Annotated in this window: 14 protein-coding genes; all 14 read left to right on the top strand. The window is 56.5% G+C overall.

What is annotated here, in order from left to right:
- The first annotated feature begins 13 nt into the window (after nucleotides 1–13).
- The 14 genes from EGO56_RS15885 (at nucleotide 14) to secM (ending at nucleotide 16,882) form a co-directional block, all read left to right on the top strand.
- Entirely contained in the window at nucleotides 14–1,783 is a 1,770-nt protein-coding gene (locus tag EGO56_RS15885) for a peptidoglycan glycosyltransferase FtsI (protein WP_013356760.1), read from the top strand.
- Entirely contained in the window at nucleotides 1,770–3,257 is a 1,488-nt protein-coding gene (gene murE / locus EGO56_RS15880) for a UDP-N-acetylmuramoyl-L-alanyl-D-glutamate--2,6-diaminopimelate ligase (RefSeq protein ID WP_135910103.1), read from the top strand. Before EGO56_RS15885 ends, murE begins: the two co-directional genes overlap by 14 nt.
- Nucleotides 3,254–4,612, top strand: coding sequence for a UDP-N-acetylmuramoyl-tripeptide--D-alanyl-D-alanine ligase (gene murF / locus EGO56_RS15875; RefSeq protein ID WP_135910101.1), 1,359 nt, complete (start codon nucleotides 3,254–3,256; stop codon nucleotides 4,610–4,612). The genes murE and murF overlap by 4 nt, the downstream gene beginning before the upstream one ends.
- Nucleotides 4,606–5,688, top strand: a complete 1,083-nt coding sequence (gene mraY / locus EGO56_RS15870) for a phospho-N-acetylmuramoyl-pentapeptide-transferase (protein ID WP_013356763.1) — start codon at nucleotides 4,606–4,608, stop codon at nucleotides 5,686–5,688. Before murF ends, mraY begins: the two co-directional genes overlap by 7 nt.
- A 2-nt stretch (nucleotides 5,689–5,690) precedes the next feature.
- Nucleotides 5,691–7,007, top strand: a complete 1,317-nt coding sequence (gene murD / locus EGO56_RS15865) for a UDP-N-acetylmuramoyl-L-alanine--D-glutamate ligase (protein WP_135910100.1) — start codon at nucleotides 5,691–5,693, stop codon at nucleotides 7,005–7,007.
- Nucleotides 7,007–8,221, top strand: coding sequence for a cell division protein FtsW (gene ftsW / locus EGO56_RS15860; protein ID WP_003854750.1), 1,215 nt, complete (start codon nucleotides 7,007–7,009; stop codon nucleotides 8,219–8,221). Before murD ends, ftsW begins: the two co-directional genes overlap by 1 nt.
- Nucleotides 8,218–9,276: an undecaprenyldiphospho-muramoylpentapeptide beta-N-acetylglucosaminyltransferase gene (gene murG, locus EGO56_RS15855; RefSeq protein WP_135910098.1), complete on the top strand. Its 1,059-nt coding sequence runs from the start codon at nucleotides 8,218–8,220 to the stop codon at nucleotides 9,274–9,276. The genes ftsW and murG overlap by 4 nt, the downstream gene beginning before the upstream one ends.
- Before the next feature lie 70 nt (nucleotides 9,277–9,346).
- Nucleotides 9,347–10,825 (top strand): UDP-N-acetylmuramate--L-alanine ligase, encoded by a 1,479-nt coding sequence (gene murC / locus EGO56_RS15850; RefSeq protein WP_013356766.1) that lies wholly within the window; start codon nucleotides 9,347–9,349, stop codon nucleotides 10,823–10,825.
- Nucleotides 10,815–11,735: a D-alanine--D-alanine ligase gene (locus EGO56_RS15845; RefSeq protein WP_135910096.1), complete on the top strand. Its 921-nt coding sequence runs from the start codon at nucleotides 10,815–10,817 to the stop codon at nucleotides 11,733–11,735. The genes murC and EGO56_RS15845 overlap by 11 nt, the downstream gene beginning before the upstream one ends.
- Nucleotide 11,736: 1 nt before the next feature.
- Nucleotides 11,737–12,576: a cell division protein FtsQ gene (gene ftsQ / locus EGO56_RS15840; protein WP_013356768.1), complete on the top strand. Its 840-nt coding sequence runs from the start codon at nucleotides 11,737–11,739 to the stop codon at nucleotides 12,574–12,576.
- Complete coding sequence (gene ftsA / locus EGO56_RS15835; protein WP_010253890.1) at nucleotides 12,573–13,829, top strand: cell division protein FtsA; 1,257 nt, start codon at nucleotides 12,573–12,575, stop codon at nucleotides 13,827–13,829. Before ftsQ ends, ftsA begins: the two co-directional genes overlap by 4 nt.
- 71 nt (nucleotides 13,830–13,900) lie before the next feature.
- Nucleotides 13,901–15,055 (top strand): cell division protein FtsZ, encoded by a 1,155-nt coding sequence (gene ftsZ, locus EGO56_RS15830; RefSeq protein ID WP_003854738.1) that lies wholly within the window; start codon nucleotides 13,901–13,903, stop codon nucleotides 15,053–15,055.
- Nucleotides 15,056–15,156: 101 nt separating this feature from the next.
- The gene (gene lpxC / locus EGO56_RS15825) at nucleotides 15,157–16,074 is read left to right on the top strand and encodes a UDP-3-O-acyl-N-acetylglucosamine deacetylase (RefSeq protein WP_013356769.1); all 918 of its coding nucleotides are present in this window, start codon (nucleotides 15,157–15,159) and stop codon (nucleotides 16,072–16,074) included.
- A gap of 301 nt (nucleotides 16,075–16,375) precedes the next feature.
- Nucleotides 16,376–16,882 carry a secA translation cis-regulator SecM gene (gene secM, locus EGO56_RS15820; protein WP_323859492.1) on the top strand — a complete coding sequence of 169 codons (507 nt, stop codon included), beginning with the start codon at nucleotides 16,376–16,378 and terminating at the stop codon, nucleotides 16,880–16,882.
- The last annotated feature ends 34 nt before the right edge of the window (nucleotides 16,883–16,916 follow it).

Raw genomic sequence — 16,916 nt, 5'->3', positions numbered from 1 at the left:
TTTCAGATAGCGAATGAGCGGCACAGGCAGAACGCTGAAGTTAAAGAAACCGGAAGATAAAGCCAGCTTTGTAAGCTGGCGTTTTGCGTTGCTGTGCGGCTGTATTTTACTGGCGCTGGGTGGCTTGCTGTCGCGTGTGGCCTGGCTGCAGGTCATCAATCCTGGCAAGCTGGTGAAAGAGGGCGATTTGCGCTCGCTACGTGTTCAGGCAGTGCCGACTTCGCGCGGGATGATCAGCGATCGCGCTGGCCGCCCACTGGCTGTCAGTGTACCGGTTAATGCCATCTGGGCTGATCCAAAAGAGCTGCATGCCGGTGGTGGTGTAACGCTCGACAGCCGCTGGAAAGCACTGTCCGATGCGCTCTCTATTCCACTTGACCAGCTGGCGGCCCGCGTTAATGCCAACCCTAAAGGCCGCTTTGTCTATCTGGCGCGCCAGGTTAATCCGGCCATCGGTGAATACGTCAAAAAACTCAAACTTCCCGGTATTCATCTGCGCGAAGAGTCGCGTCGTTACTATCCTGCCGGACAGGTTACCTCTCATCTGATTGGCTTTACCAATATTGACGGCCAGGGCATCGAAGGCATTGAGAAGAGCTTTGATAAATGGCTGACCGGTGCGCCGGGCGAGCGGACGGTGCGCAAAGACCGTTACGGTCGCGTCATCGAAGATATCTCGTCTGTGGACAGCCGCGCCGCCCATAACCTGACCCTGAGCATTGATGAGCGCTTACAGGCGCTGGTTTACCGTGAACTGAATAACGCCGTTGCTTTTAACAAAGCGGAATCGGGTACGGCGGTGCTGGTGGATGTGAATACCGGTGAAGTGCTGGCGATGGCCAACAGTCCGGCTTACAACCCGAATAATCTCACCAACACGCCAAAAGATCTGATGCGTAACCGCGCGATTACCGACATCTTTGAGCCGGGTTCTACCGTGAAGCCGATGGTGGTGATGACCGCGCTGCAGCGCGGCGTGGTCAGAGAGAACAGCGTCCTGAATACCGTGCCGTACCGCGTCAATGGTCATGAGATCAAAGATGTGGCGCGCTACAACGAATTGACCCTGACAGGGGTTTTACAGAAGTCGAGTAACGTCGGTGTTTCACGTCTGGCGTTAGCGATGCCTTCCTCAGCGCTGGTAGAAACTTACGCGCGCTTTGGACTGGGCAAACCGACCAATTTGGGGCTGGTCGGGGAAAGCAGTGGCTTATACCCTAAAAAACAACGGTGGTCTGACATAGAGAGGGCCACCTTCTCTTTCGGCTACGGGCTAATGGTAACGCCGTTACAGTTAGCGCGAGTCTACGCAACGATTGGCAGCTATGGCATTAACCGTCCACTGTCGATTACCAAAGTCGATCCACCCGTAGCGGGACAACGCGTTTTCGATGAGTCACTGGTGAAAACCGTGATGCACATGATGGAAAGCGTGGCGCTGCCTGGTGGTGGCGGTGTCAAAGCGGCAATCAAGGGCTATCGCATCGCGATAAAAACCGGTACGGCGAAAAAAGTCGGGCCGGACGGACGCTACGTCAATAAATACATTGCCTATACCGCCGGCGTTGCGCCTGCCAGTCATCCCCGATTCGCGCTGGTGGTGGTGATCAACGATCCCCAGGCCGGCAAGTATTACGGCGGTGCGGTTTCTGCACCGGTGTTTGGTGCCATCATGGGCGGCGTACTGCGTACCATGAACATCGAGCCGGACGCATTACCGACGACCAATGACAGGAATGAGTTGGTGACTAACAGAAGTGAGGAATCAAGTGACAGATCGTAACCTGCGCGACTTACTCGGCCCCTGGGTGCCAGGCGCGCCGGCGCGCCCATTGCGCGACATGACCCTGGATAGCCGCATGGCGGCGTCTGGCGATCTGTTTGTCGCTGTTGCAGGCCATCAGGTTGATGGCCGCCGTTTCATTCCGCAGGCGATTGCGCAGGGCGTAGCCGCCGTGGTGGCTGAAGCTGAAGGTGAAGCGACTGACGGCGAAATCCGTGAAATGCACGGCGTACCGGTCATCTATCTGGCACAGCTGCATCAGCGACTGTCGGCTTTAGCAGGACGTTTTTATCAGCAGCCGGGCGAGAAGCAGACGCTGATTGGCGTCACTGGCACCAACGGTAAAACCACGACCACCCAGCTGCTGGCGCAGTGGGCAACGCTGCTGGGTGAAACCAGCGCAGTGATGGGCACCGTCGGCAACGGGCTGGTGGGGCACTTAGTCGCTGCAGAAAATACTACCGGTTCAGCAGTGGACGTTCAGCATATGCTGCACGAGCTCGCTGAAAAAGGGGCGACCCTGACCGCGATGGAAGTCTCGTCACACGGTCTGGTGCAGCATCGCGTTGCGGCGCTGCCGTTTGCCGCGGCGGTCTTCACCAACCTCAGTCGCGATCACCTCGATTACCACGGTGACATGCCAAGCTATGAGTCGGCCAAATGGCTACTGTTTTCTGAGCATCAGGTCGGACAGGCGATTCTTAACGCTGATGATGAAGTCGGCCGTCGCTGGCTGGCGCGCTTACCTGATGCGGTTGCCGTCACCATGGAAGATAACCTTCAATCGGGCTGCCATGGCCGCTGGCTGAAAGCCGATGCAGTGGAGTATCACGACAACGGGGCTCATATCCGTTTCAGCTCCAGCTGGGGCAACGGTGAAATCGACAGCCCGCTGATGGGCGCGTTCAACGTCAGCAATCTGCTGCTGGCGCTGGCGACCCTGCTGTCACTGGATTATCCGCTGGCGACGCTGATAAGCGTTGCACCACGATTACAGCCCGTTAACGGGCGTATGGAAGTGTTCAGCGCTGCAGGAAAACCGACGGTCGTGGTGGATTATGCCCACACGCCGGATGCGCTGGAAAAAGCGCTGGAAGCGGCACGTCTGCATTGCAAAGGAAAACTCTGGTGCCTGTTTGGCTGCGGCGGCGACCGTGACAAAGGCAAGCGCCCGTTAATGGGGGCGATTGCTGAACAATTTGCGGATGTGGTGGTGATTACCGACGACAATCCGCGCAGCGAAGACCCGCAGGCGATAGTAAAAGACATTCTGACCGGTTTGCTGGATCCGGGCCGCGCCCGCGTGGTATCGGGTCGTGCGCAAGCGGTCACTAACGCCATTATGCAGGCACAGCCTGACGATATCGTGCTGGTGGCGGGCAAAGGCCATGAAGATTATCAGATCATCGGCAACCGTCGTCTCGACTACTCCGATCGTGCCACGGTAGCGGCACTGCTGAGAGGCGCAGCATGATTCCGGTTTCATTAAAGACTCTGGCGGAAATTACCGGCGGCACGCTGCACGGCAGCGATTTAACCCTGAATGATGTGACCACCGATACCCGCAAAGTGACGGCGGGCAGTCTGTTTGTCGCGCTGGTGGGCGAACGCTTCGATGCACACGACTTCGCCGGAGAGGCCATTGCGAATGGCGCACAGGCGCTGCTGGTGAGTAAGCATTTACCTGTCTCTGTGCCTCAGGTGGTGGTTGAAGATACCCGTATCGCCTTTGGCCGACTGGGTGCCTGGGTTCGTCAGCAGTCGACCGCCCGCGTAGTAGCGCTGACCGGTTCCTCCGGCAAAACCTCGGTTAAAGAGATGACCGCAGCGATTCTGCGTCAGTGTGGCGAGACGCTCTACACCGCAGGCAATCTCAACAATGATTATGGCGTACCGATGACCCTGCTCCGCCTGACCGCAGAACATCAGTATGCGGTCATCGAGCTAGGTGCTAATCATCAGGGCGAAATCGCCTACACCACCGACCTGGTTAAACCAGAAAGCGCGCTGGTGAATAATCTGGCCGCCGCCCATCTGGAAGGTTTTGGTTCGCTGGCGGGTGTCGCTAAAGCGAAAGGTGAGATCTTTCAGGGCTTACCGGCCAACGGCATTGCGATTCTCAATGCGGAGAGCAACGACTGGCCAAACTGGCAGAGCACGCTGAAGGACAAAACCGTGTGGCGCTTTTCACCGCAGGCGGCCGAGTGTGATTTCTCCGCCCGTGATATCCGCATTGCGCAGGATGGCACCCATTTTGTGATGAACACACCGCGTGGCACGGCTGAGATCGTACTGCCGTTGCCGGGCCGTCATAACATTGCTAACGCCCTGGCGGCGGCGGCACTGGCCCTGTCAGTGGATGCGCCGCTTAGCGCCGTTCAGCAGGGACTGAAAAACCTGCAGTCGGTGCCGGGTCGTCTGTTCCCGGTGCGCCTCTCTGCGCATCAGCTGCTGCTGGATGACAGCTACAACGCTAACGTGGGCTCGATGACCGCCGCCGTCCAGGTCCTGTCAGAGATGCCAGGTTACCAGGTGCTGGTCGCAGGTGATATGGCGGAACTGGGTGAAGAGACTGAAAAATGCCACCGCGAAATCGGTGAAGCGGCACGCGAAGCAGGCCTTGACCGCGTACTGACCTGTGGAAAATTCAGCCACTTCATCAGTGAAAGCAGTGGAGTTGGTGAACATTTCAGCGATAAGACGGCGCTGACTGAACGTTTGCGAGAATTGTTGTCCCAACACTCAGAAATTACCGTCCTGATAAAAGGTTCACGTAGTGCCGCCATGGAGCAGGTAGTACAGAGCTTAAAGGAGAAAGGAACATGTTAGTTTGGCTGGCCGAGCATCTGGTCGCTTTTTATTCGGGCTTCAACGTCTTTTCCTATCTGACGTTTCGCGCCATTGTCAGCCTGCTGACCGCGTTATTTATCTCGCTCTGGATGGGGCCGCGCCTCATCGCCTGGCTGCAGAAATTACAGATTGGCCAGGTCGTCCGTAACGACGGTCCGGAATCGCACTTCAGTAAGCGCGGGACGCCTACCATGGGCGGCATCATGATTCTGACCTCCATCACCATTTCGGTGCTGATGTGGGCTTATCCGTCGAACCCCTATGTCTGGTGCGTGCTGTTCGTGTTAGTCGGCTTTGGCATCATCGGCTTTGTCGATGACTACCGCAAAGTGGTGCGTAAAGACACCAAAGGCCTGATCGCCCGCTGGAAATATTTCTGGATGTCGGTGATTTCGCTGGGTGTGGCGTTCGGACTTTATGCGGCGGGCAAAGATACCCCTGCGACTCAACTGGTCGTGCCGTTTTTCAAAGACATCATGCCGCAGCTTGGCCTGTTTTATGTGCTGCTGGCCTACTTTGTGATTGTCGGAACGGGTAACGCGGTCAATCTGACCGATGGCCTGGATGGCCTGGCGATTATGCCAACCGTCTTTGTCGCTGCGGGCTTCGCGCTGGTTGCCTGGGCAACCGGTAACGTAAAGTTTGCTGAATACCTTCATATTCCCTATCTGCGTCACGCCGGTGAGCTGGTGATTGTCTGTACCGCCATCGTCGGGGCAGGGCTGGGCTTCCTGTGGTTCAACACCTATCCGGCTCAGGTCTTTATGGGTGACGTCGGCTCGCTGGCTTTAGGCGGCGCGCTGGGCACCATCGCGGTGTTACTGCGTCAGGAATTTTTACTGGTGATCATGGGCGGCGTATTTGTGGTTGAAACGCTGTCGGTAATCCTGCAGGTGGGATCGTTCAAGTTGCGCGGCCAGCGTATTTTCCGCATGGCGCCGATCCATCACCACTATGAACTTAAGGGCTGGCCGGAACCGCGCGTCATCGTGCGCTTCTGGATTATTTCGCTAATGCTGGTGCTGATTGGCCTGGCCACGCTGAAGGTGCGTTAATCATGGCTGACTATCGGGGTAGAAAAGTCGTCATCATCGGACTGGGTCTTACCGGGCTCTCCTGTGTTGATTTCTTTTTAGCGCAGGGCGTCACGCCTCGCGTGATGGACACCCGTGTCTCGCCGCCGGGGCTGGATAAATTGCCCGGGCAGGTTGAACGCCATCTGGGCGGCATTAACGGTGACTGGTTACTGGCGGCCGATCTGATTGTTGCCAGCCCTGGCGTCGCGCTGGCGCATCCGATTCTCAGCGAAGCGGTAGAAGCCGGAATTGAAATCGTCGGTGACATTGAGCTGTTCTGCCGCGAGGCGCAGGCTCCCATCGTGGCAATTACCGGTTCCAACGGCAAAAGCACCGTGACCACGCTGGTAGGTGAGATGGCGAAAGCCGCAGGCTGGCAGGTGGGCGTCGGTGGCAATATCGGTCTGCCCGCGCTGAGTCTGCTGCAATCACCGGCCCAGCTTTATGTACTGGAACTCTCCAGCTTCCAGCTTGAGACCACCCACAGTCTGAAAGCGGCTGCGGCAACCGTGCTTAACGTCACCGAAGATCATATGGACCGCTATCCGCTGGGTATGCAGCAGTATCGTGCTGCCAAGCTGCGGGTCTATGAGAATGCGCAGATCTGCATCGTTAACGCCGATGATGCGCTGACGATGCCGGTACGTGGTGCGGATAAGCGCTGTGTCAGCTTTGGTGTCGATTTCGGTGACTACCACCTTAACAAGCAGCAGGGCAGTATCTGGCTGCGGGTGAAAGGCGAGAAAGTCCTGAACACCGCTGAAATGAAGATGGTGGGACAGCATAACTACACCAACGCGCTGGCTGCGCTGGCGCTGGCTGATGCGGTCGGTCTGCCACGCGCCTCCAGCCTGGCAGCCTTAACGCAATTTAACGGTCTGGCACATCGCTTCCAGATGGTCCATGAACATCAGGGCGTGCGCTGGATTAATGACTCCAAAGCGACCAACGTCGGCAGCACCGAAGCGGCGCTGAATGGCCTGCAGGTTCAGGGAACGCTGTGGCTGCTGATGGGCGGTGATGGTAAGTCAGCCGATTTTACACCGCTGATCCCGTGGCTGCAGGGCGACAACGTGCGCCTTTACTGCTTTGGCCGTGACGGCGATGCGCTGGCCGCGCTGCGTCCTGACATCGCTGTGCGCACGGAAACGATGCGACAGGCAATGGAGCAGATCGCGCCACAGGTTAAAGCAGGCGATATGGTTCTACTGTCACCAGCCTGCGCCAGCCTCGACCAGTTCCGTAACTTTGAGCAGCGCGGTGAGCAGTTCGCGCAACTGGCGAAGGAGCTGAGCTGATGCGTATTCCTGGCGCCGGACTGGCGGGTTACTTCTCAGGACGCCTGAAAGATTGGGTGATGGGCGCACGCGAAAGTGATGATTCCTCGCTGGTGCTTTATGACCGCACACTGTTATGGCTGACGCTGGGCCTGGCGGTAATTGGTTTTGTGATGGTGACGTCGGCGTCTATGCCGGTAGGTCAGCGTCTGAATGACGACCTCTTTTACTTCGCCAAACGTGATGCGTTCTACATTGTGCTGGCTTTGGGTATGGCACTGGTCACGCTGCGGGTGCCGATGGATTTCTGGCAGCGCTACAGCAACGTGATGCTGATGGTCACGGTGGCGATGCTGCTGATTGTTCTGGTCGTCGGCAGCTCGGTCAACGGTGCCTCGCGCTGGATCGCGCTGGGTCCACTGCGTATCCAGCCTGCGGAGTTGTCGAAGCTCTCCCTGTTTTGCTATCTCGCCAGCTACCTGGTGCGCAAAGTGGAAGAGGTGCGTAACAACTTCTGGGGCTTCTGTAAGCCGATGGGCGTGATGGTCGTGCTGGCGGTGTTACTGCTGGCGCAGCCTGACCTGGGTACGGTGGTGGTGCTGTTTGTCACCACGCTGGCGATGCTGTTCCTGGCCGGTGCCAAACTGTGGCAGTTCATGGCCATCATCGGCTCCGGTATTTTTGCGGTGATCCTGCTGATCATTGCTGAACCTTATCGTATGCGTCGTGTGACCTCGTTCTGGAATCCATGGGAAGATCCGTTTGGTAGTGGCTACCAGCTGACGCAGTCTCTGATGGCATTTGGTCGCGGAGAATTCTGGGGGCAGGGACTCGGTAACTCGGTGCAAAAGCTGGAATATCTGCCGGAAGCGCATACCGACTTTATTTTCGCCATCATCGGGGAAGAACTCGGCTATGTCGGTGTGGTACTGGCACTTTTAATGGTATTCTTCGTCGCTTTTCGTGCGATGTCGATTGGCCGTCGTGCTCTGGAACTGGATCAGCGTTTTTCCGGCTTTTTAGCCTGTTCAATCGGTGTCTGGTTCAGCTTCCAGGCGCTGGTTAACGTCGGGGCTGCCGCCGGTATGTTACCGACCAAAGGCCTGACCTTACCGCTGATCAGTTACGGTGGGTCGAGTCTGATCATTATGTCGACCGCCATCGTCTTTTTATTACGCATAGATTATGAAACGCGCCTGGCGAAAGCGCAGGCGTTTACCCGAGGTGGTCGATGAGCGGTAAGCGATTGATGGTGATGGCAGGCGGAACCGGCGGACATGTCTTTCCCGGTCTGGCTGTCGCCCATCATCTGATGGAACAGGGCTGGCAGGTTCGCTGGTTAGGCACCGCCGACCGTATGGAAGCCGATCTGGTGCCAAAACACGGCATCGACATCGACTTCATCCGTATCAGCGGATTACGCGGAAAAGGCATGAAAGCACTGCTGCTGGCACCGCTGCGTATCTTCAATGCCTGGCGCCAGGCGCGTCGCATTATGAAAGACTGGCAGCCGGATGTTGTGCTGGGCATGGGCGGCTACGTTTCAGGACCAGGCGGCTTAGCGGCGTGGAGCTGCGGAATTCCGGTGGTGCTGCATGAGCAGAACGGGATCGCCGGGCTGACTAACAAATGGCTGGCGAAAATCGCTACCAAAGTTTTGCAGGCGTTTCCGGGCGCGTTTCCCGCCGCCGATGTGGTGGGGAATCCGGTTCGTACCGATGTTCTGGCTCTGCCTTTACCCGCGCAACGTCTGGCGGATCGTCGTGGCCCGATTCGGGTGCTGGTGATTGGCGGCAGTCAGGGTGCGCGGATTCTGAACCAGACGCTGCCGCAGGTTGCGGCGCTGGTGGGTGATGAGATCACCCTGTGGCATCAGACCGGTAAAGGGGCACAGCCCGAAGCAGAGAAAGCGTATCAGCAGGTGGGACAGACGCAGCATAAGGTCACTGAGTTTATTGATGACATGGCTGCCGCCTACGCCTGGGCTGATGTGGTGGTATGTCGCTCCGGCGCGTTAACCGTGAGTGAAGTTGCTGCCGCTGGTTTACCGGCGATTTTCGTGCCGTTTCAGCACAAAGATCGCCAGCAGTACTGGAACGCGCTGCCGCTGGAGAAAGCGGGCGCCGCCAGAATTTTTGAGCAGCCGCAATTTACTGCGGAGGCTGTAGCGGATTTGCTACGCCACTGGGACCGCGCAACACTGCTGACGATGGCTGAGCAGGCCCGTCAGGTGGCGATCCCCGATGCGACTGAACGGGTCGCTCAGGAAGTGGCTCGCGCCGCAAAGTAATCATTCCGGTCAGCGTGTCTGACCTGTACCCGAAGTGGGTACAAACTGAAATAGCAGGTAACTGAGAGCGATGAATACACAACAATTGGCAAAACTGCGTTCTATCGTGCCCGAGATGCGTCGCGTCCGGCACATCCACTTTGTCGGCATCGGTGGTGCTGGCATGGGCGGTATTGCCGAAGTGTTAGCAAATGAAGGCTACCATATCAGCGGTTCAGATTTGGCCCCTAACCCGGTGACGCAGAACCTGATCGCCCTGGGCGCCACCATTTATTTTAACCATCGCCCCGAAAACGTGACCGATGCCAGCGTCGTTGTGGTCTCCAGCGCCGTATCGCAGGATAACCCGGAACTGGTAGCGGCTCGTGAACAGCGTATCCCGGTGATCCGTCGCGCGGAGATGCTGGCTGAACTGATGCGTTTCCGTCACGGCATCGCCGTTGCGGGTACGCATGGCAAAACGACCACCACGGCGATGGTGTCGAGTATTTATGCGGAAGCCGGTCTTGATCCGACTTTCGTTAACGGCGGCCTGGTTAAAGCAGCAGGTACCCATGCGCGTCTGGGTCACAGCCGCTATCTGATTGCCGAAGCCGATGAGAGCGATGCGTCGTTCCTGCATCTGCAGCCGATGGTGGCGATTGTGACCAACATCGAAGCTGACCATATGGACACCTATCAGGGCGATTTTGAGAACCTGAAGCAGACGTTTATTAACTTCCTGCACAACCTGCCGTTTTACGGTCGTGCGGTGATGTGTGTGGACGATGTGGTTATCCGTGACCTGATCCCGCGCGTGGGCCGTCATATCACCACGTATGGTTTCAGTGACGATGCGGATCTGCGCATTGAAAACTATGAGCAGAGTGGCGCGCAAGGGCATTTTACCCTGATTCGTCAGGACAAAGCGCCGCTGCAGATTACGCTGAATGCGCCGGGTCGCCATAACGCCCTGAACGCGGCAGCCGCGGTTGCCGTCGCCAGTGAAGAGGGCATTGAAGACAATGCCATCCTGGCTGCGCTGGAGAGTTTCCAGGGCACGGGCCGTCGCTTTGATCTGCTGGGTGAATTCCCGACAGAGCCGGTGAACGGTCAGCCGGGCACCGCCATGCTGGTGGATGATTACGGTCATCACCCAACCGAAGTGGACGCGACGATTAAAGCTGCGCGCGCAGGCTGGCCGGATAAAAAACTGGTGATGGTGTTTCAGCCGCACCGTTACAGCCGTACCCGCGATCTGTTTGATGATTTCGCCAACGTGCTGTCGCATGTCGATGTGTTACTGATGCTGGATGTGTACTCCGCTGGTGAAACCGCGATTCCGGGTGCTGACAGCCGTTCGCTGTGCCGTGCCATTCGTAACCGGGGCAAGGTTGATCCGATTCTGGTGCCGGAACATGACGCGCTGCCGGAAATGCTGGCACCACTGCTGTCAGGCAATGACCTGATCCTGGTGCAGGGTGCCGGTAACGTCGGTAAGGTTGCCCGCAAGCTGGCGGAGACTAAGCTCCAGCCGGAACGCAAAGCGGAGGATCGTCATGGCGGATAAAGTTGCCGTATTAATGGGCGGCACCTCAGCAGAGCGTGAGGTTTCGCTGAACTCGGGTCAGGCCGTCGTCGCCGGACTGCGGGAAATGGGCATCGATGCGCATGGCGTCGACACCCGTGATGTGTCGGTGCTGACGCTGAAAGAGCAGGGCTTTACCAAAGCCTTTATCGCGCTGCATGGCCGGGGCGGGGAAGATGGCACGATGCAGGCGGTGCTGGAGTTCCTGCAACTGCCTTACACCGGCAGCGGCGTAATGGCATCGGCTGTGACCATGGATAAGCTGCGCACCAAACTGCTGTGGCAGGGGCGCGGTTTACCGTCAGGAAAATTTGTCTGGCTGACGCGTCAGCAGTTTGATGCCGGGCTGGATGCAGAGAGCAACGCAGCAATTGCGGCGCTGGGTCTGCCACTGTTTGTTAAGCCAGCCTGTGAAGGCTCGAGCGTGGGTATCAGCCGGGTTAACGATCTGAGCGCGCTGCCTGCCGCACTGGACATGGCGTTTAAGCACGACAATGACGTACTGGTCGAAGCGTTTCTCAGCGGCGCGGAGTATACCGTCGCGATTGTGGGCGATCGTATTCTGCCCTCAATTGAAATAAAGAGCGCCAGTGAGTTCTATGACTATGAAGCTAAATACATTTCTGACGATACTCAGTACGTCTGTCCGGCCGATTTAAGCGCTGAACGTGAAGCTGAATTACAACAGCTGGTGCTGGCGGCCTGGCGTGCACTGGGCTGTCGTGGCTGGGGACGGGTTGATGTGATGACGGATGGGGAAGGGCGCTTTCAGTTGCTGGAAGCCAATACCTCTCCGGGCATGACCAGCCACAGTCTGGTTCCTATGGCAGCGAAACAGGCGGGCATGAGTTTCCCGCAACTGGTTGCCCATATTCTGGAGCTGGCCGACTGATATGTCACAGGCGGCGATGAGAGTTCGAAACCGTGAACCGCAGGAGCGTATTCGCACCGGGCGCAGTAACGGAGCCCGACTGTTCGGCATTGTTTTTCTGCTGATGGTTATCGGGATTATGGTTGCCGGCGGGCTGGTAGTGCTGAAGTGGATGAACGATGCGTCCCGGCTGCCGCTGTCAAAACTGGTGGTGACAGGACAGACGCACTACACCACCCACGACGATATCCGCCAGGCGATTCTGTCGCTGGGTCCGCCTGGGACGTTTATGTCTCAGGATGTGGATATCCTGCAGCAGCAGATTGAGCGGCTGCCGTGGATAAAGCAGGTCAGCGTGCGTAAGCAGTGGCCGGACGAACTGAAGATCCATCTGGTGGAGTATACGCCGGTGGCGCGCTGGAACGATTTGCATATGGTGGATGCTGAAGGTGTCTCCTTCAGCGTACCCGCCAGTCATGCCGGCAAAGAAACAATGCCGATGTTGTATGGGCCAGAAGGGAGTGAGAAAGAGGTCCTGGCGGGCTATCACAGCATGGATGATGTGCTGAAAGCCCGGAAGTTTACCCTGAAGGTGGCGTCGATGACGGCCCGTCGTTCATGGCAGCTGGTCACCAGCGATGATGTACGTATCGAACTGGGCCGCAGCGACACCATGAAACGACTGAATCGCTTTATTGAGCTCTACCCGGTGCTGCAACAGCAAGGTCAGAACGAGAGCAAACGTATCAGCTACGTGGATTTGCGATACGACTCTGGCGCTTCTGTTGGCTGGACACCGGTCGTGATGGAGCCACAGGACAGTAATCAGCAACAGAACCAGGCACAGGCTAAACAACAATGATCAAGGCAACGGACAGAAAACTGGTAGTTGGACTCGAAATCGGCACTGCAAAGGTTGCCGCCCTGGTTGGGGAAGTTCTGCCCGATGGTATGGTCAACATTATTGGGGTGGGCAGCTGCCCTTCCCGCGGTATGGATAAAGGTGGCGTAAACGACCTTGAGTCGGTGGTGAAATGCGTTCAGCGCGCCATCGATCAGGCTGAGCTGATGGCAGATTGCCAGATCTCCTCCGTCTACCTTGCTTTATCGGGCAAACATATCAGTTGTCAGAACGAAATCGGGATGGTTCCGATTTCGGAAGAGGAAGTGACTCAGGATGATGTAGAGAACGTTGTACATACCGCCAAATCGGTGAGAGTACGTGACGAGCACCGCATCCTGCACGTGATTCCTCAGGAATACGCAATCGATTATCAGGAAGGGATTAAGAATCCGGTCGGACTGTCCGGCGTGCGCATGCAGGCAAAAGTGCACCTGATCACCTGCCACAACGATATGGCGAAGAACATCGTTAAAGCCGTTGAGCGTTGCGGGCTGAAAGTGGATCAGCTGATTTTTGCCGGCCTCGCCTCAAGTTTTGCAGTTCTGACTGAAGACGAACGTGAGCTGGGCGTCTGTGTTGTCGATATTGGTGGCGGTACAATGGACATAGCCGTATATACCGGCGGCGCTTTACGGCACACTAAGGTGATTCCGTATGCGGGCAACGTCGTCACCAGCGATATCGCCTATGCGTTTGGTACACCACCAACGGATGCTGAGGCGATTAAAGTGCGCCATGGCTGTGCGCTGGGCTCGATTGTCGGCAAAGATGAGAACGTTGAAGTGCCGAGCGTAGGCGGACGTCCACCGCGCAGCCTGCAACGTCAGACGCTGGCGGAAGTGATTGAGCCGCGCTATACCGAACTTTTGAATCTGGTCAATGACGAGATTCTGCAGTTACAGGAACAACTGCGTCAGCAGGGCGTGAAGCATCATCTGGCCGCAGGCATTGTCCTGACCGGTGGTGCAGCGCAAATCGAAGGACTGGCGGCCTGTGCGCAACGCGTATTCCATACGCAGGTGCGTATCGGACAGCCGCTGAATATTACCGGCCTGACTGACTATGCGCAGGAATCGTACTACTCCACCGCCGTGGGACTGTTGCATTACGGCAAAGAGTCGCACATGAACGGTGATGCAGAGACCGAAAAACGGGTTTCAGTAGGTAACTGGTTCAAGCGTATTAACAGTTGGTTAAAAAAAGAGTTTTAATTTTTGTGAAAGGGGATCATGCTGTTTTCTTTAGTGATCTCCAGGCGACAGGCACATAACGGAGAGAAATCATGTTTGAACCTATGGAATTAACCAACGACGCGGTGATTAAAGTCATCGGCGTCGGTGGCGGCGGCGGTAACGCCGTAGAGCACATGGTACGCGAACGTATCGAAGGTGTGGAATTCTTTGCTGTGAATACCGACGCGCAAGCGCTGCGTAAAACAGCGGTCGGCCAGACCATCCAGATCGGTAATAACATTACCAAAGGTCTGGGTGCGGGTGCGAACCCGGAAGTGGGCCGTAACTCTGCAGAGGAAGATCGCGAAGCACTGCGGGCTGCGCTGGAAGGGGCAGACATGGTCTTCATCGCAGCAGGCATGGGCGGCGGTACCGGTACCGGTGCAGCACCTGTGGTCGCTGAAGTGGCCAAGGATCTCGGTATCCTGACGGTGGCGGTTGTCACCAAGCCATTCAACTTCGAAGGCAAAAAACGCATGGCGTTTGCCGAGCAGGGGATCGCTGAACTCTCCAAGCATGTCGATTCACTGATCACCATTCCAAACGACAAGCTGCTGAAAGTGCTGGGTCGTGGCATTTCCCTGCTGGATGCGTTTGGTGCGGCCAATGACGTGCTGAAAGGGGCAGTCCAGGGTATCGCCGAGCTGATCACCCGTCCGGGCCTGATGAACGTCGACTTTGCTGACGTGCGTACCGTGATGTCCGAAATGGGCTATGCAATGATGGGTTCAGGCGTGGCGTGCGGTGAAGATCGTGCGGAAGAAGCGGCTGAAATGGCGATCTCCAGCCCGCTGCTGGAAGATATCGACCTGTCTGGCGCCCGTGGCGTGCTGGTCAACATTACTGCGGGCTTCGACCTGCGTCTGGATGAGTTCGAAACCGTGGGTAACACTATCCGCGCCTTCGCCTCTGACAACGCGACCGTGGTAATCGGTACGTCGCTGGATCCGGAAATGAACGACGAACTGCGCGTCACTGTCGTGGCAACCGGTATTGGCATGGACAAGCGTCCGGAAATCACGCTGGTCACCAACAAGCCAGCCAGCCAGCCAGTGATGGATCATCGCTATCAGCAGCACGGTATGTCACCGCTGCCGCAGGAGCAGAAGCCTGCTGCCAAAGTCGTTAACGATCAGGCTGCGCAGTCGAATAAAGAGCCAGACTATCTTGATATTCCGGCCTTTTTACGTAAGCAGGCCGACTAGGATTAACCCTATAATTGGGATTCTCCGCTCTTTGTGCTAAAGTGTCTGTCCGCTGGTAAAGTATACTGGCGGTCGGAAAGGTGATACTGCGAGATAATGCGATGATCAAACAAAGGACATTAAAACGTATTGTTCAGGCGACTGGCGTCGGTTTACATACCGGCAAAAAAGTCACACTGACATTACGCCCTGCGTCGGCTAACACCGGGGTCATCTATCGTCGCACCGACTTGAATCCACCGGTAGATTTTCCGGCTGATGCAAAATACGTGCGCGACACCATGCTGAGTACCTGCCTGGTGAATGATGAAGGCGTGCGTATTTCAACGGTTGAACACCTTAATGCCGCCCTGGCGGGTCTGGGTATCGACAACATTATTGTTGAAGTCGATGCGCCAGAAATCCCAATCATGGATGGCAGCGCAGCACCGTTTATCTATCTGCTGATGGATGCGGGCATCGAGCAGCTCAACAGCGCGAAGAAATTTGTGCGTGTTAAGCAGACCGTGCGTGTGGAAGAGGGTGACAAATGGGCAGAGATCAAACCGTATAACGGTTTCTCGCTCGATTTCACCATCGACTTTAAACACCCGGCTATCGATTCCAGCTCACAGCGCTATGCGATGAACTTCTCTGCTGACGCCTTTGTTCGTCAAATCAGCCGGGCGCGTACATTTGGCTTTATGCGTGAAATCGAATATCTGCAGTCTAAAGGCCTGTGCCTGGGCGGTAGCTTAGATTGTGCGATAGGTCTGGATGATTTCCGCGTACTGAATGAAGAAGGTCTGCGTTTTGAAGACGAGTTTGTCCGTCACAAAATGCTGGACGCGATTGGCGACTTGTTTATGTGTGGTCACAACATCATTGGCGCATTCACTGCGTTCAAATCGGGCCACGCGCTGAACAACAAGCTGTTGCAGGCGGTTCTGGCTAAGCAGGAAGCCTGGGAATGGGCAACCTTCGAAGACGAAGCTGAACTGCCAGTGGCATTCAAAGCACCGAATCTGGTTCTGGCTTAACTACCCCAGAACGTGAAACGGCTGGTTATGCTGACACCCTCTCCGGTCAGCGGCACCAGCCGTTTTTTTATTGCCTTCCGTAATACACTCGATGACTGCGACCTTGCTCGCAAAGCGTTGTCTGTTCTGCTGAATTGCTGAACAATTACACGCGTTTTCTCACGCCGCCTCTTTAATCCCACGTGTGGATGCCCCACATTAATGTTACTATCTGTGGCGCTTTTACAGGCCGAAATCCGTTGCGGCTCGCGGCGGGTACACGAAATCAAGAGCGCAACAGAGCATGCGCGATGGAAAGGTTGTGATCGGGATTCTTCTGCGCTGGCGACAATTAGGTAGACGCTACTTCTGGCCCCATCTCCTGTTAGGGATGGTAGCGGCCAGCTTTGGCCTGCCAGCCTGTGCGCAAAGCTCCGAACTCAACGCCTCGTCTGAATCGCCGGCAAGTAGTCTCTTTCTTGGCAATGCCACACGCTTCGATCATTTAATCCGGCTTCAGGAAGCATCCCGACGTCCAAGCTTCAGCGTGGATTACTGGCATCAGCACGCCATCCGCACCGTTATTCGTCACCTCTCTTTCACGCTGGCACCTCAGGTGCAGGCGGAGCAACAGCAGTTACCGCTGGCGGCACAAAAGCTGGCGCTGATCGACTCACTGCATAATTTACTGACATCACATTCTGCGCTGCACACTGCACCGCAGCAGATATCTGTACCGCCTCTTTTCACGGCCACTACCCGCTCATGGGTAGAATGGCATGCCAGCGTGCATGGCATTCGCGCCGGACCCGCCCGATTGTTCTGCTAATATTTTTGGTTTTATTCACGCTGTTTAGATTTTG

The organism is Pantoea vagans (assembly GCF_004792415.1).
Lineage (GTDB): Bacteria > Pseudomonadota > Gammaproteobacteria > Enterobacterales > Enterobacteriaceae > Pantoea > Pantoea vagans.
The sequence above is the reverse complement of the archived record's forward strand: the minus strand, read 5'-3'. Positions and strand labels throughout refer to the sequence as shown.